This is a genomic window from Paenibacillus piscarius, from assembly GCF_022234545.1.
GTDB classification, from domain to species: domain Bacteria; phylum Bacillota; class Bacilli; order Paenibacillales; family Paenibacillaceae; genus Paenibacillus_AQ; species Paenibacillus_AQ piscarius.
Genome location: NZ_JAIEUI010000014.1, coordinates 133661 through 150012, shown reverse-complemented (window position 1 = coordinate 150012; position 16352 = coordinate 133661). Strand labels below are relative to the sequence as shown.

The 16352-nt window shown below is 45.4% G+C and carries 16 protein-coding genes; 12 read left to right on the top strand and 4 right to left on the bottom strand.

Annotated elements, in window-relative coordinates:
• Positions 1-137: 137 nt before the first annotated feature.
• From K1558_RS21105 to K1558_RS21055, 11 genes are all read left to right on the top strand, one after another.
• Positions 138-881: a LytR/AlgR family response regulator transcription factor gene (locus K1558_RS21105; protein ID WP_238653645.1), complete on the top strand. Its 744-nt coding sequence runs from the start codon at positions 138-140 to the stop codon at positions 879-881.
• On the top strand, positions 875-2179 hold the full coding sequence (locus K1558_RS33095) for a sensor histidine kinase (RefSeq protein WP_238653644.1): 1305 nt from the start codon (positions 875-877) through the stop codon (positions 2177-2179). Before K1558_RS21105 ends, K1558_RS33095 begins: the two co-directional genes overlap by 7 nt.
• A gap of 162 nt (positions 2180-2341) precedes the next feature.
• Positions 2342-3916, top strand: coding sequence for a radical SAM protein (locus K1558_RS21095; RefSeq protein WP_238653643.1), 1575 nt, complete (start codon positions 2342-2344; stop codon positions 3914-3916).
• A gap of 57 nt (positions 3917-3973) precedes the next feature.
• A complete protein-coding gene (locus K1558_RS21090; RefSeq protein ID WP_076161002.1) occupies positions 3974-4186 on the top strand; it encodes an Apre_1838 family putative sactipeptide bacteriocin in 213 nt (70 codons plus the stop codon).
• 74 nt (positions 4187-4260) lie between these two features.
• A complete protein-coding gene (locus tag K1558_RS21085) occupies positions 4261-6096 on the top strand; it encodes an ABC transporter ATP-binding protein (RefSeq protein WP_238653642.1) in 1836 nt (611 codons plus the stop codon).
• Entirely contained in the window at positions 6068-7309 is a 1242-nt protein-coding gene (locus tag K1558_RS21080) for an insulinase family protein (RefSeq protein ID WP_238653641.1), read from the top strand. Before K1558_RS21085 ends, K1558_RS21080 begins: the two co-directional genes overlap by 29 nt.
• 86 nt (positions 7310-7395) lie before the next feature.
• Entirely contained in the window at positions 7396-8091 is a 696-nt protein-coding gene (gene vanR / locus K1558_RS21075) for a VanR-ABDEGLN family response regulator transcription factor (RefSeq protein WP_238653640.1), read from the top strand.
• On the top strand, positions 8081-9217 hold the full coding sequence (locus tag K1558_RS21070) for a sensor histidine kinase (RefSeq protein ID WP_238653639.1): 1137 nt from the start codon (positions 8081-8083) through the stop codon (positions 9215-9217). Before vanR ends, K1558_RS21070 begins: the two co-directional genes overlap by 11 nt.
• Position 9218: 1 nt before the next feature.
• The gene (locus tag K1558_RS21065; RefSeq protein ID WP_238653638.1) at positions 9219-9773 is read left to right on the top strand and encodes a VanZ family protein; all 555 of its coding nucleotides are present in this window, start codon (positions 9219-9221) and stop codon (positions 9771-9773) included.
• Between the two features lie 192 nt (positions 9774-9965).
• Positions 9966-10796, top strand: a complete 831-nt coding sequence (locus K1558_RS21060; protein ID WP_238653637.1) for an ATP-binding cassette domain-containing protein — start codon at positions 9966-9968, stop codon at positions 10794-10796.
• Complete coding sequence (locus K1558_RS21055; protein ID WP_238653636.1) at positions 10793-12049, top strand: hypothetical protein; 1257 nt, start codon at positions 10793-10795, stop codon at positions 12047-12049. The genes K1558_RS21060 and K1558_RS21055 overlap by 4 nt, the downstream gene beginning before the upstream one ends.
• A gap of 2 nt (positions 12050-12051) precedes the next feature.
• On the opposite strand, the gene K1558_RS21050 is transcribed toward K1558_RS21055, so the two are convergent.
• From K1558_RS21050 to K1558_RS21040, 3 genes are read right to left on the bottom strand one after another with little or no spacing between them, the layout of a single operon-like run.
• Entirely contained in the window at positions 12052-12690 is a 639-nt protein-coding gene (locus K1558_RS21050; RefSeq protein ID WP_238653635.1) for an NAD(P)H-dependent oxidoreductase, read from the bottom strand.
• A complete protein-coding gene (locus K1558_RS21045) occupies positions 12687-13196 on the bottom strand; it encodes a flavodoxin family protein (RefSeq protein ID WP_238653634.1) in 510 nt (169 codons plus the stop codon). The genes K1558_RS21050 and K1558_RS21045 overlap by 4 nt, the downstream gene beginning before the upstream one ends.
• Positions 13197-13210: 14 nt before the next feature.
• On the bottom strand, positions 13211-13780 hold the full coding sequence (locus K1558_RS21040) for a TetR/AcrR family transcriptional regulator (RefSeq protein ID WP_238653633.1): 570 nt from the start codon (positions 13778-13780) through the stop codon (positions 13211-13213).
• A 207-nt stretch (positions 13781-13987) separates the two neighbouring features.
• Here K1558_RS21040 and K1558_RS21035 point away from each other — a divergent pair, with 207 nt between their 5' ends.
• On the top strand, positions 13988-14998 hold the full coding sequence (locus tag K1558_RS21035; protein WP_238653632.1) for a ketoacyl-ACP synthase III: 1011 nt from the start codon (positions 13988-13990) through the stop codon (positions 14996-14998).
• Positions 14999-15200: 202 nt separating this feature from the next.
• On the opposite strand, the gene K1558_RS21030 is transcribed toward K1558_RS21035, so the two are convergent.
• Complete coding sequence (locus K1558_RS21030) at positions 15201-16217, bottom strand: LacI family DNA-binding transcriptional regulator (RefSeq protein ID WP_238653685.1); 1017 nt, start codon at positions 16215-16217, stop codon at positions 15201-15203.
• Between the last annotated feature and the right edge of the window lie 135 nt (positions 16218-16352).

The window sequence follows — 16352 nt, the reverse complement described above, 5'->3', positions numbered from 1 at the left end:
ACCGGGCTCTTTAGGCTGTAATTGGATTGTGAATCCTTATAATTATAAATTATGGGAAATGATTACACTTTTATGGTATTATTATTGTGAATGATTACCAGTTAATCTTTTATAAAGAGTAACCTAGGAGGGAAAGAATGTTAAATGTGGCGTTGTGTGATGATGATTGTCATTTTTTAGATGAAGTTCTTCCTGTAGTTCAAAAGACATTCCAGGCTTTGAAGATTCAAGCCTCCATTTACTGCTTTACAAAAGCGGATACTTTAATCAAAAGATTTGAAGAGTATAACCCGTACTTTGATCTGATATTTTTGGATATCAACATGCCCTCTATTAATGGAAAAGAGGCGGCAAGAAGACTTCGTGTTATGGATAGTCATTTTAAACTGGTATTTATTACTTCGTATGAACAGGAGATATTAAATACCTTTCAGTATAATGTGAGTGATTTTTTGCCTAAGCAGCTACTTGAGGATAGAATGCCTGGAATTATTAAAAGAATGGTCAATGCCATTAAGGAAGAACATCCGCAGAACCAAATCTTCAGAATTCATCGTACAGGCGGCAGGGAAATGGTGATAAAAGTACCTCTGGATGACATTATATATTTTGAAACAGTCAACAGAAAAACCTATTTACACACCCGAACTAAAACATATGAATTGCATTGCTGCAAATTCATAGATTTGATAGAGCACTACAGTACTTTGGGGTTTGTTGAAATATATAGGGCATGTATCGTTAATTTAAAATACATATTTTCCATAGATGATTCGGAAATCCGTCTGGATAACGGAATTACCCTGCCATTAAGCAGAAGAAAGAAACCTCAGGTTATCGACAAGTTTCTTGATGTGATCAGTGAGGTCAACCGGTGTTAGGAGTATCCGGCGGACTTGTCTTTTCGCTTATAGAGAATGTCCTCCGGTATTGGTTTGTCAATAAATTTCTGGAGTGTAGAATAAAAGGTCCTGGGAAAATAGCTGTGATTCTTCCAGTTGTAATTGCTGTCTCTCTAATTGCTCCATTATTTCCTGTTGTGTCTGCTGTTTGGAGAACACTTGTAATCATGGCAATGACACTATTACTAGTGCACATTCTATACCGGAACAGTATTTTCCTGAAAGTATTTTTGATTCTTTTGACGGAGTACGTATTCATTATTAGCGATATTTTGACTAGTAATATATTTGCTTTAGCGAATTGGACGAACCTGGAGAATCAATTATGTAGCATGTTAGAACTTGTGATATTTTTTTCTATTAGAACAGGGATCCTTCAGTTAAATTCGGTATTTATCCGAAAGCTTAACTTTCAGCTATCCATTAAGTCTTGGGTTTGCATTGATGTCGTGTTAGAAGCCTTGGTAGTCGTTGTTCATTATTTGAGAGCGATAAACAGCCGATTCTCAACTCCAAGCCCTGATCTGTTATGGCTCTCTTTGCGAATGTCTATGTATTTCTTGCTAATGTCATTATTAATTACTTACCTGTTCGGGGAATTGTTCTATCAGAAGGAGCAGCAAAAAGCCAGCCTTGAGCTGCAAAATAAAGCACTGGAGCAGCAACTGGCAACTGATGAAATTGCAGCGCGTGACTTAAAGCGTATCAGACATGATATCGGGAATAATCTGGCAAACATCGCTTATTTATTGAAAGAGAATTGTATTGAGGAGACTATAGAATATATTCAGGCTATTGCAGCCATGCTGGAAGGCACTAAGCCTGTAATACAATGTGGCAGTAAATATATTGATTCTATATTGAACTATGAAATCGCTGTATGCAAAAAACAAGGTATTGCTGTTCAATTTGAAATTGATCGTATACCAGAATTAAGCATTCCCCCTACCTGTCTATCTTCTATACTTTCTAATGTTCTGAATAACGCTATTGAGGCAAACTTAGGCCTTAACGAGAAGGAAAGGTATCTTAATGTGAAAATGTTCTGTTACAAAAACTATGTATCGATCGTAGTTGTTAATCCATATTATCACAAACCGATTCCTGCTAATGGCCTGCTGCGAACAAGCAAACGAGACAAGCTGCATCATGGCTATGGACTAAGTTCGATAAAGACGGCTGTCAGCAACTGCGGAGGAACTTTCAAGTATTCATATAATAGTCATGTATTCACATCCACTATAGTTATTCCCATATCTCCTGTTAGTGCTTCTTAGGAAGTTGTTCCCCTAGAATACCGCACAGTAAGAAATAGATACCACTCAGTTTGAAATTATATACATTATTGGTTCGGAATGATAATTTCTAGTTAGAGATCATCTTTGTGAAAAAATTAACATAATCCAGCCATGCCCAGAAAAAAGATGGAGGAGAACGTTATGATTAATGAAACGCTGGACGCTAACATTATGAAATTTAAACCCTTTTTTCAAAACTTACAAAGAGGCAATCATTTCTACCGGTTAGGTAAACCCTTTGAGACATCTGAACGGAAGTACTTCTACGATACAGGAACGGGGAAAATTTTTAGGATTAATGAGAATGTGTATACCGTTCTATCCTGTCTTTTTGACTCTGATCAGTTTGATTCGCTTTTCGAGCTTGATATGGAGAAGGAAGCACTTGAAGCAGCCCTGCAGGAAATCAAGGAATGCACCGATCAAGAGCATATCTTATCTGCACCTCCGGTTACATGTTTCTCCGGCCCGCACGTCAGCGCTTTGGAGAATTATCTGCAATACAACATGAACCAGCTCACTTTGGAGGTTACTGAACGATGTAACTTAAGATGTAATTACTGCATTTATCAAGATTCCCATAATGATTTTCACGGATATAATGACCGGGATATGACATTTGAAACGGCAAAAAAAGCTATAGACTATACCTACCCTAGAGTGGCCGAGGAATTTTTTCTGGCATTTTACGGTGGAGAGCCTCTGCTGAATTTTAAACTGATTAAACAATGTGTTGAGTATGCGGAGAATCTTGTAGTTGATAAGAAACTGGGATTCTCAATGACTACCAATGCAGTCTTAATAACGAAGGAGATCGCTGAATATCTGGTAGAACACAATTTTGTTGTGCTGGTTAGTCTGGATGGGCCAGAGGAGATTCATGATGAGAACCGTGTCTTCCAGGACGGAAGTGGGAGCTTCAAGCATGTTATGCGTGGTATAAAACATCTTGTAGAAGCCAAAGAGAAGAATCACTCTAAGGATGAAAGTGGAGATACGTTATACTTCAGCCTGGTTGCAAGCGGCTCTAATCTGGTGGAGAAATACAATAAGATTCAGGACTTTTTCGACAACACAGAATGGTTGCCCAAGCCAGTGACTGTGAATGCCTCCTATGTGTCTTATGGCCGTACTGCAGAAGAGTATCTGGAACCAACCAGTATTGAGGATAAATCCTATAGGGAAGATAAATCCATTGATCCGCTGTTTTCCTGGAGTGTCGATAATAAGAGAGATGCACATGCCCGTAATAAGCTTTTTTCCAACGGCCAAATGAGGAAGTTTCTTCATATGATCCATAGACGGGATATACGGCCGGTCCCAATGGAGAATTACTATTTTAATGGTTGTTGTGTGCCCGGATCAAGAAGGCTTCATGTTAATGTGGATGGTAATTTCCTTCCATGTGAGCGGGTAGGCAGTGTTCCTTTTCTGGGTAACGTGGATGAGGGTTTTAACATTCAATCCATTCAGAAACATTACGTCCATAATTTTATGGAGAAATCTGTTGAATACTGCGATAAATGCTGGGCAGTGCATCTTTGTACAAGCTGTTACATTGATTGTTTTGATGAGGAAAAAGTCGATTTATCTTACCGCCATAGCGGCTGCCGATACATCAGGTATCTTCTTGATCAGAGTCTCAGTCTCTATCATGAAATTCTGGAGCATGATCCTGAATCCCTAATGGAGCTTAATGAGATTATTGCAAAATGACGGTAAAAATATACAAATGTATATTTTTATAAATGAGATTAAAAAGGAGGAATAAGCATGAAACTGATCAATCCTGTTGGTCGGGACATGAGTTCGGGTCTGGAGGCGCACTTTGAGCCGATGGCTTGCATGTGTGGTTCCGGCGGTGGACAGTTTACCGGTGCGCGTGGCAATAGTGATAGTTGCTTCCACTGTGGCTGCGACTGTACCAGCTCCAGTTATGGTTCCGGCAATGATAGAAATGCTACTACGACGATTCACAGAAGCTAACGTAATCTAAATTGACGGGAAGAAGTTCTGCTATCGAAGGGCTTCTTCTTGTTGATTTACAGGCAGGTGTTAAGATGAAATCATTACTTCCTGGTTTTTGGACGAATATAGGCATTACCAGCAGAACGTTGCATTTTGTCTGGAAGGCATCAAGAAGAACAATGACAGCAATCTTAATCATAACCCTTCTCCTTGGAGCCATCGTTCCAATAAACACCATTATATGGAGCCGGTTTTTAAATACCTTGGCTTATATAAGCAAGGACTATGAATTACGCGATGTGATCTTATGGCTCGCGTTGAATTGCGGGATGTGGGTGATTAATGGTGTTCTCCAAAAACTTAATAAGTTTTATAAAGATATGCAGTGTGATTATGTGAATTTATACATAACAAATATGATTCTTGATAGAATCGACAGTCTGGAAGTTAGTCATTTCGATGATCCCATTTTGTATGACCAGCTCAATAAGGTGAACAGCGAGGCATTAAGCCGATCCATCAGCATACTAAATAATCTAGTGTCTATTCTTCAGAATGGCGTGGTTCTATTAGGGGTAATCGGAATCATTATATTGTACAAACCGGCGATTATCGGTCTGCTTTTGTTGACGTTTATTCCTGTGCTGGTCATCAATATTAAGATATCTTCCAAACTGCATAACATCTATAATAGCAGATTGGAGAACCTGCGACTGGTTACGGCGATCAAATCATTAATGATCAGATATGAGAATATTAAAGAGCTCAAAATTACCCGTACAGGACCCGAACTGATCCAGAGGGTCTCCTCTACGTATAATAAATATTTGACGGAAGACAGAGGCATCCGAAAACGGAATACAGCAATTCAGGCCAGTGGAGATTCACTCGAATTGCTCACTAAGTTCTGCTTCACTCTTTACATCATTATTGATGGTATAAAAAGAAAACTCGGTGTAGGTCTTATAGTCATGTACATTAATTCCATTGAGAACCTTATGCAAGCCATTGGAAATATGATCGTGACCTTTGCTAACACTTACAATGATAACTTATACATGAGCGCCCTGTTCAATTTGCTGGATAAAGAAATAACCTCTTCGTCATCCGGGAATGAGGTTTCGCTCAACGATTTTCGAACCATTAACCTGCATCATGTATATTTTAAATATCCGAAGCTTGAATCCTATGTTCTTGAAGATATTAATCTTGAGTTAAGGGCTGGACAATCCTATCTTGTTGTTGGTTTGAACGGCTCCGGTAAAACCACTCTTATCAAAATGCTTAGCGGCCTGTATGAGCCTAGCTCTGGCTATATATCTGTAGATGGCGTTGACATCAAATCGTACAGCAAAAATTCTTACAGGAACAATTTTTCGGTGGTATTCCAGGATTTCATCCATTATCCAATGAGTGTTGAAGATAATATCAAGTTCGGCAACTATGAAGATAAAGCGAATACATTGAGGATGTATGAGGCCGCACAGCGTACAGGCGCTGCGGAATTCATCCATAAGCTGCCCCATAGTTACCAAACTCAGTTGCAGAATGAATGGTCCGAAGGGACGGAAATTTCTGTTGGACAGTGGCAGAAGCTTGCGATCACCCGTGCTTTTTTTGCGGATGCACCAATAACCATTATGGACGAGCCTACAGCCTCCCTTGACCCTGTTGCTGAACATGAGTTTTATATGGGAATTGAAGAGATGATCAGAAGCAGGACCTGCATTCTCATTTCACACAGATTTACTACAGCTAAACTCGTGGACCAGATAATTGTGATTGACAATCATCGAATTTGCGAGTGCGGTTCATTTGAAGAGCTTATGTGCAAGGAGGGCAAATTCAGAGAAATGTTCACACTTCAGGCCGAGAAATATAATGTAGGAGACGTTGTCAATGAAGGAAGGCTGTCAGTTCATGGATAAGGATCGGAATTTGAAATATACACATTTCAAAAAAAGTAAAGACGGTGATGCTATCATTACCTTAGCCGTTAAAGTAGGGTCACTTAGCGATGGAGATTGCAAAGGAATAGCACATTATCTGGAGCATATGCTCATTCTCTCTCTGGCGAATGCTTCACAGATTGCTCCACGCCGATTCAGAATTAAAGGAACAACAGATTTCGATAAAACACTCTATGAGATAACTTGTTCTGATCATACGGAGGATATCTGCCAGGCGATTGAGCTATTGCTTGAAATCTATTCAGGACGTTTGTTAAAAGAAAGGGATATGGAGGAGGCGATGAGAGATATTAATGATGAATACGAACGGCTCAATGAGAATAATGCAAACAGTCTGTTCAATATCCTGATGGGTTGTACTGAGCTATTCGACTCTAAACCCCTTGGAAGGCGAGAGGGACTGAATAACATTACTTATGAGGATATACAAGTGTTCCACCAAAGAACATACTGTAATGTGCCAGCTCATATTATAGCAGTGAGCCGGAGCGGTGAAGAATGCTTCCTGAAGGATAGGGAAACTGTCAGGACTATCGAACATTTTCAGCCATTATATGAAGAGAGCCAATCCCCTTTTAAAAGAGTGCTAGCTAATAAATATGTATTAAAAACAGCCAAAGCTACCAGGTGTGGCTTATTTGTGTGCGAAGCGCCGGAAGGCTATGAAGATCGTGCTCGGAGTAAAGTCACTAAGGATACAGCACTTGTAGTTTTGGATTATTGTCTTCGTACTGCCTTTTCAACGGAATCAATCCATATAGCTAAGCTTCGTTACAATGAATTCTGCACATTTCTGTGTATATATCTTCTCCAATCAGACCTTATTCAGTGTTGTTCACCTCCAGATCAGAGTTCCCGATATTTGTATCGTGAAACAATAAGTGTGTTGGTTAACAATCAGTTGTTACCAGAGATTATAAGAGCCTACAAAAGCCAAATCTCTATAAATGAACTTTCACCGGAGCTAGTTATGAAAGAATTGGTATCATCAGCACTTTATCACGAACCCGTATATGCAACGGAGGAGTATTGTTCATTTCTGGATGAGATATCCTCTGAAGAGGTTATAGAGCAGTTGTCTGCCTGGCTTAATCAAGGTGAAGAGGTTGCAGTGGTAGTGGAAGAAGCGTGGCTGGATGAACACTTTTCCACTATTTTAGGAAAACCTTAAGAATTTAATAAGAAAATTGCTACAATTATTTTGGGATTTTCTGCTACAATAACTGTATTCATGCAATGAAGGCAGGCGATAACCAAATGGGTGGGACTATTGTGGTGGTGGATGATGAGCAAGCCATTACTGATCTCATTGAGATTTACCTGAAAAATGAGAATTACAATGTTGCAAAATTCGATAACGGACAAGACGCTTTGGATTATATTGAGCGTGAAAAGGTGAATCTCGCTATTCTGGATATTATGCTCCCGGATCTCAACGGTTTTACAGTGTGCCAGCGTATCCGGGAAAAGTATCATTTTCCTGTCATTATGCTCACGGCCAAGGATGAAGAGACAGATAAAATTACCGGTCTTACCTTGGGAGCAGATGACTATATCACCAAACCGTTCCGTCCGCTTGAAATGGTTGCCCGGGTGAAGGCACAGTTGCGCAGATATACAAAGTACCGGTCCATGTCGGAATCCAGCGAAGGGATGATCTCCTGCTCGGGCTTACGCATGAATGTGGAGACGCATGAGTGCTGGCTGAACGAAGAGGCTTTATCCCTTACACCAACTGAGTTTTCAATTCTCAGAATGCTGTGTGAGCATAAGGGAAGAGTGGTTAGCTCCGAGCAATTATTTCACGCGATATGGGGCAATGAATATTACAATAAAAATAACAATACGATCACTGTACATATCCGGCATCTGCGTGAAAAAATGAAGGATTCCGTAGAACATCCGAAATGGATTCGGACCATCTGGGGAGTTGGATATAAAATTGAAACCTAAAAAGCCAATGAGCCTGAATTACGCGAAGCTGAGAGCGAAAGTATTTATTAGGATGCTTGTATTGATTGCTCTTGCTCTTGTGGCAGTGGATGGGCTGTATCTATTAGTGCGGGGAAGGCTGGGCAAGGAGGGGGTCCGGCTGTTGCAGTTCTTTACTGGATATAAGTATGAACAGGCGCTTGCCATTTACAATAGTGTTCTTCGTGAACATTGGGAGATTATTATGCTGACCGCCATATCAGCGTTTTTTCTGCTGTTTTTTTATTTTTCATTATCATGGTTTACCAAGTATTTTAACGAGGTCGATGCAGGAGTCGATGCGTTGATCCAGGATGATGCGGAGATCCAGCTGTCACCGGAGATGTCTTCTATGGAGCAGAAGCTGATATTCATTAAGCAAACTCTTCAAAAGCGTGCTCTGGAGGTACAGCTGACTGAGCAGAACAAAAGGGATCTTGTGATGTATCTGGCTCATGATATTAAGACACCACTCACTTCTGTCCTTGGATATTTAAGCTTATTGAGTGAAAATCCTAATTTGCCGGAAGAGCAGCAGCGGCATTATATGAAAATAGCTTTGGATAAAGCGTATCATCTGGAGCGTTTAATCAATGATTTTTTTGAAGTTGAACGGTTTAATCAGCAGTCTATCCAATTAGATCAGCAGCCTGTCGATATCTCTTATATGCTGGTCCAAATGCCCGATGAATTCTATCCTACACTGATGCCCTCCGGGAAGAAGATGATTGTTGAGGTGGAAGATACAATAACAGTTCATGGCGATTCCGATAAATTGGCACGGGCATTCCATAACATTCTCAAGAATGCCATTGCCTACAGTGATGATAACAGCACGATTGGGGTATACGCGAAGACTCGTGAAGGAATGGCGATCATTTCCTTTATAAACACTGGGGCGATGATTCCCCACGATCAACAGGATAAAATATTTGAAAAGTTCTACCGCTTGAATGATGCCCGTTCTACGAAGACCGGAGGATCAGGGCTTGGACTTGCTATTACCAGAGAAATTATCAGCCTGCATGGGGGAGAAATTGAACTGCATAGCGAGCAAGGGAAAACGATGTTCTGTGTCCGGCTACCGCTTTTCTCACAAGGAGGTTAATATGGCTGATCTAATGGGATATTTCATCATTGGGGGGATATTGATTGGCGCCGTTGCAGTGCTCTATCTGCCGGTGTTTTTGATTTTGAGGGGGAGAGTGAGTGTAGTCAAGCAACTGAGCGTATTATTATTTGCCGGAGCCAGTGTTATTGTGCTGTATGCTACAATCTTCTCCGCATGGGGGGAAGACGCCTTCCGTCCGAAGGTCTATCATTTGAACCTTATTCCCTTAAGCTGGCTCAGGGCTTCAGAAGGCATGTCAGAGGAGAAAATGCTTGTACAGGCCGTTGCCAATATCATTATGTTTATTCCCTTCGGTTGTTCTCTGCCCTTCTTATTTTCAAGGCTGAGGTCTTTCGGACGAAGCACATTGATAGTATTTACTGCAAGCTTCATAATTGAATTTGTGCAATATTTTCTGGGAGCTTCTGCAGATATTGATGATATTCTTCTGAACGTGTTGGGAGGAATAACGGGTTATTTCCTCTTTGCGGTTCTCAACCGCAGCCTCCAGCGTTCTATGCACACTTCGCGGACCGGTAGAAGCAAAGCTTAATGTTTTCTTAGGATTATCTAAATGAAATCACGATTCAATCTTAAAGTTCAATCTGCCTGCCCGAGGTAAAATAATCACGGGTAGGCAGATTTTTGTTTGTCTCCAAATTTCAACCTTCTGGGAGGATGGAGCATGGAATTAGAATTGGATAAGTTAACAAAGCAATTTGGGCGAAAAACAGCAGTTAATCAAATGTCAATTCAGATGCAGCCGGGAGTGTACGGTATGCTCGGAGCAAATGGGGCCGGAAAAACAACGCTGATGCGCATGATCTGCGGTGTGCTTAACCCTACACAGGGCAATATTTATCTGGATGGAAGGACGCTTAAGGAACTGGGGGAGAATTACCGTAATGTCCTCGGGTACCTTCCGCAGGATTTCGGTTATTATCCGGATTTCACCGCGAAGGATTTCATGCTCTATATTGCCGCACTGAAGGGAATGAATCTGCAGGAGGCCAAATGCCGGAGTACGGAGCTGCTGGGACTGGTTGGTCTAACTGAAGTCGCTGCCAAAAGGATTCGTACCTTCTCCGGCGGGATGAAGCAGCGGCTCGGAATCGCCCAAGCGGTACTTAACAACCCGAGTATACTGGTGCTGGACGAACCTACAGCAGGACTTGATCCGAAGGAGCGGGTGCATTTCCGTAACTTAATTGCAAGCTTCTCCAAGGATAAAATCGTTATATTGTCTACGCATATTGTATCTGACCTCGAATACATTTCAGACACTATTCTAATGATTAAGGACGGCAAGCTGCTTATTAACCGTCCAGCCGACAGCATCGCCCATGAAATGGACGGCAAGGTATGGAGTTGTGTGCTGCCAAAGCAAGAGGCTGAAGCGGTCAGCCGTTCATTCTGTGTAGCCAATCTTCATCATGGAGAAGAGGACAGGGTTATCCTTCGCGTGCTTAGCGATACGATACCGATGGAGGGGGCTGTGAATGAGGCACCCACACTTGAGGATTTGTATTTATACCATTTTCACAACAATCCGAATGAATACAGGGGGCTCCAATGAACACTTTATTCAAATATGAATTCAAGAAAATTGCCAAGAAGCGGATGAATCTGGTCGTGGTGTTGGTAAGCTTGTGTCTAACCCTGCTCCTATTTGTTCTGCCTATCAAAAGCTACATTTCTCTGGAGCGGGACGGAAGCCAGGTCACTGGCCTTGCGGCCATCCAACTAGAGCGGGAATATGCCGGGGAGCTTGAAGGCACGCTAACCGAAGAGCGGGTGGCAAAGGATATTGCGGCCTATCAGGCGTTATTCTCTAAATCTGAGAATGTGATCAAGGATGGAAATCAGTTGAAATTGAGAGAAGACATGTTTACCCGTTATGTGTTGCCGTACTACTCTTATTATAAGATGATTGATGATGCCTTTTTGGAGCCTCAGGTTACTGATAACAGTCTTACCGTACTCCGGGACCTGAAGCCGCAGGAAGCCGCAACGTTCTATCAGGCCCGTACGGATAAGGTGACGAGTTATTTGAATATGGATTTTTCCGATTGGACCTATTCGCCGCAAGAGAAGGCTTTCTGGAATGCAAAAAACAGCCAAGTGGAAGCCCCTTACGAATATGGTTATCATGCCGGCTGGAAAAGTCTGTTTCAGTGCTTTGAGCTGCTGATCGTTTCTATTATAGCTATTTGCATTTGTGTTGCTCCTGTATTTGCAGGTGAATATCAGACAGGTGCGGACAGCGTTATTCTGTCTACCCGATACGGTAAATCTATGCTGATCAGGGCAAAGATTATGGCAGCATTCCTGTATGGCTTACTGGTTTTTAGCGTTCATCTGGTGTTGGCTGCCGGAATTCAGCTTGTTGCGTTTGGAATGGATGGCTGGAACTTGCCGCTGCAAATTCTAAATGTTACTATTCCCTACCCGTTCACCATGCTTGAAGCAGCATTGATATGGGTTGGAGTACTCTATTCGGTGCTGCTCGGAATGATTGCTGTAACTCTCTTGTTATCCGCCAAAATGAAAACAGCATTTGTAGTGCTTGTCATTGATGTGTTAATTGTCCTTCTGCCTGTCTTCTTAGGACTTAGCGGATCGAACGGCATATTGAATCATATTCTTATGCTGCTTCCTTACATGGCGGTGCAGCCCGTATTTCCTGCTGATTACTCTTCCTATTTTTCTTACCCTTTACCCGGTCTGACCATAAGTATAATCACCATGAGGGTTGGGCTATACGTAATTATCGCAGTTGTTAGTCTTCCATTGATCGGTCGGGCATTCAGACGTCACCAGGTTCAGTAGCCCTACTTCCGCCGCAGCAGATCCTTCGGCCTCAGCCCGTTCTTCCGGGCCGTGGCGCGGAAGAAGGAGTGGGTGGCGCTCCATTTCCAGGCGAAGCGCGGGAAGTTGGGGCTGAACAGCTGGGACTCCCCGCTGCTTCTGGACTGGATGCTCCCGGCCAGGCTGTGCATGGCGCGGCCCAGGTTCTTCAGCGGGCCCCGGCCGAGCGGAACCTTGCCCAGGGAGCCCAGCATCTCCCCGGCGCCTTGGCCCAAGGCTTGCCCGAAGTGAACACCGGCGCGCGTGCACCAGTGTCTGAGGATCTCCAGCGCAATATGGTTCTGGTGGCCCTCATAGAAGCCGTTGTTGATCAGCGCATAGACGTAAATATCCCGGTCGCGTTCTGCCTTCAGGTACCCTTCGAGGGTAACCAGCAGCTGGAACAGATGTGAAGGGATACCGTCATAATAGAGCGGGAAGGCCAGGACCAGCGCATCCATGCGGCATAGCTCGCTGTATTCTTCAGAGCTGAGCGGTCTTTTATTCGGCGTATAGTAGTGCAACTCGTTTCCGTCTGAAATAAGCGGCTCCAGCATGCCAAGCAGAATACCGGAGTTGCTGCCGCTTGGCTTGGGACTGCCGTTGATCATCGCGATGTTCATTGAAGGACCTCCTTAATGCTAAGCGGGCTGGTATGGAAATACACGTTGTTCCCTAGCGAATACAGATTCAGGCTGTTGGCCGCGACCAGCGTTCTGGCCGTATTCTGTTCAGCCTCCGTAATGTCATTGCCATAGAAATGTACCGATAATGTGAATTGGTGGTCATAGCGGGGCCGGTGATGCGTCTCTCCATTATCGGTGACAAAATAGGGCAGCATGTAGGAGATACTCCGGTTCAGCACATTCAGCACAAAGGGACTATAGCTTCCGTACATACACTTACTAATGATCATCAGCTCATCGCTGCGCGAGAACAGCTCGCCCAGGTTATCATATCCATCCTTCTTAATCACGCATTCTCCGGGTGTGCGGGTCCAGCAGCCGAAGCAGCCCATGCACGAACGGATCGCACCGCTATCCGAGATGACCGTCACCTCCTCCTGTGCCGTATCCCCCAGCCAGCCCGCGAATTCCTGCTCCTGCAGATCGTGAATGATCGTCCTCATGAAATTTTATCCCCCTAAAAGATAGATTTAAGCTCCAGCAGATCGCGCCAATTCCCCGAATACCGGACCCCGTTATTAGTCAGCAGTGCCGTAATTCCGTGCACCATAGACCAGAGTGTAATCAAATGCTGAGGGAATGCTGACTCCGGCAGACCGCTGCTGCGGAATACTTCGTAGACCGTTGACCGGAACAGGGCGAAGGGCGGATAGCTGTCCGCCTCATAGTTATCCAGATCAATGACGATGCCGGAATGGTAGAACAGGAACTGGAAATACTGTGGATGCTCGATGAAAAAGTCAATATACGCCTGGCCCAGCAGGGTGATCGCTTCGGGCTTTCCTTCCAGCCCTTGGACCGAGGCGTGCAGCGTGTCCATGAACTGTCCGGTGACATGCTCGCCCATGGCGGCGATCAGTTCATCTATGTTTTTGAAATGACTGTAGGGGGCGGTGTGGCTGACCTGGCATTCGGCGGCGACCTTGCGCAGCGAGAAGCTGCTGATGCCGTCCGAGTTAATAAGCTTGATGCCCGCTTCAATCAGCTGGTTGCGCAGATTTCCGTGGTGATAGGGCTTCTCTTTCAAGGGTTGCGTTACTCCTTTCATTCTTGCCTGTTATCTTAACACTGGTAAGATTGTAGCACGGTTCTGTTATCTTTACAATGGTAAGATGGGGGGCTTGGCGGGCGGAAGGGTAATAGTTTTTGCAATATAGGTGCAAGCAGGTTATAATTAGTACCAAGTACTAATACCTAATACTAATAATAAAATTTGAAATAAGAGGTGAGCGCGATGAAGGGTGCAAGAATCACAGCGGTGGGTTCATACGTGCCGCAGCGGCGGCTGACGAATGTGGATCTGGAGCAGATGGTCGATACCAATGATGAATGGATTGTGCAGCGGACCGGAATCCGGGAGCGCCGGATCAGCCGGGAGGATGAATATACCAGCGATCTGTGTGCAGCCGCCGTGCGGGACCTGATGAACCGGTATGGCAAAAGCGTCCAGGATGTTGACATGATCCTTGTGGCGACCAGTACGCCTGATATGCCTTTTCCCTCTGTGGCGGCCATTGTGCAGAACCGTCTGGGCATCCCGCAGACTGCGGGAGTGCTGGACCTCAGTGCTGCCTGCGCCGGCTTCGTCTATGGCCTGCATATGGCTCATGCGCTCATCGCTTCGGGAATGCATCATAAAGTGCTGGTCATCGGCGCGGATACCTTGTCCAAAATCACGGATTATACCGACCGCAGCACCTGCATTCTGTTCGGCGACGGGGCCGGGGCTGTGCTGGTGGAAAGCGGCGGGGAGCAGGACAACTTCAGAGGGTTCAATCTGGGAAGTGACGGAAGCGGCGGACATCATGTCTACCTCTCGGGACTGGCGGACCAGGTGAATGGTGTGCAGCTTACGGCTACCGGCAAGCTGGTGCAGAACGGCCGCGAAGTGTTCAAGTGGGCGGTACGGACTGTTCCGCAGGGTGTGCAGCAGGTGCTGGCGAAGGCGGGCGCGTCTCTTGCCGAAGTGGACTGGTTCATCCCACACAGCGCCAATCTGCGGATGATTGAGCCGGTCTGTGAGCGGATGAACTATCCGTTTGAGCAAGCATTATACAGTCTGGAGGAATTCGGCAACACCTCAGCGGCGAGTATTCCGCTTGCCCTTGATCTGGGCATCCGTCAAGGGAAGGTGCAGAGCGGCCAGCAGGTCCTGCTGTACGGCTTCGGCGCGGGTCTTACCCATGCGGGGATGCTGGTCCGGCTGTCGCTGGATCCTCAGACCGGCGAGCCTGCACCGCTGTAAGCGGGCAGGAGGATGAGCGTAGACAGAAGATGGGGGCCAATCCGAAAAATGGTCCCCTTAACCCAAAAAACGGTGCCTTGCCGCTGCGCGGCAAATGAGCGATTATATAACCGAAAGCGTTTTCGGGCGGCTGCACACAGCAGCCAAGCGAAGTTCCGGACGGGAGGGGAGGGATTGCCAGCTCTTGGAGCAAAGCGGGCGGTCAGCGGCTTAATCCGCTGCCGCAGGATTCACGGACGATCAGCGCCGGTTCCACAACGAAGGAGCCGCCCTCGGACTGGTTGTTGATCAGGTCGAACAGCATATGCGCCGCGAGCACACCGAGCCGCTCCTTGTTCTGGCGGATGGTTGTCAGCGTAGGGCTGGTATACTGGCAGGCCTCGATATCATCGCAGCCGATGATGGCAATATCCTCGGGAACCCGGAGGCCATGCTCCTTCAAGGCCCGAATGGCGCCGAGGGCAAGCAGATCCGAGGCCGCGAAGATGGCCTGCGGCAGAGAGCCGGACTGAATCAGTGTCTTCATTGCCGCATAACCGCTGGGCTCGAAGAAATCTTCACCGTGCACGAACCAATGGGGATTCATCGCCAGGCCGAAGCCGGCAATGGCTCTGGTATACCCGGCCTCGCGCCGGTTAGAGATGTCCGAATCCGCCGTGCTGCCGATGAAGCCGAGCTCCCGGTAGCCGAGGAGGTAGAAGTGTTCCACTACCTTGGTAGCAATCTGGTAATTGTCGGACATGACATACCCGGATTTTTTGCCGGTCAGCTCCAGGTCCACACCGATGCACGGGATATCGCTCCTGTCCAGCTCGCGGATCGCCGGCTCCATCTCCTGCCCGGAGATAATGACACAGCCGTCCACATGGAAATGCAGACAGCGCGAGAAGTAATCGCCGCTATTAATGAACTTCTCATTGGAGAAGAAGATCAGGTCGTAACCCAGTACGCCCATCTGTTTTTTGAAGGAATTCAGCACCTCGACGAAAAAAGGATGGGTAAATTCCACATTCAGCTCACCGGCAAATATCACTCCGATCAGATTCGATTTCTTGGTTGCAAGTGTCTTGGCCGAGCTGGAGGGGGTATATCCGGTCTGTTCGATAATTTCGAGAACTCTCCGTTTCGTTTTTTCGGAAACATCGCTGTAGTTGTTCATGATTTTGGACACAGTGGATACAGAGACCCCGGCCATTTCGGCAATTTTTTTGATATTCATTTGCATGGCGTTTGCCACCCCCGCTAGAGAATGGAACGGGCCAAAAGACGGGTATGCCAGGGGTTCAAGAGGCTTCAGACCGTTCATCGGACACTGCCTGCCAGGAGCAAGCAGTCCTTTCTAGAGTCTATTCTA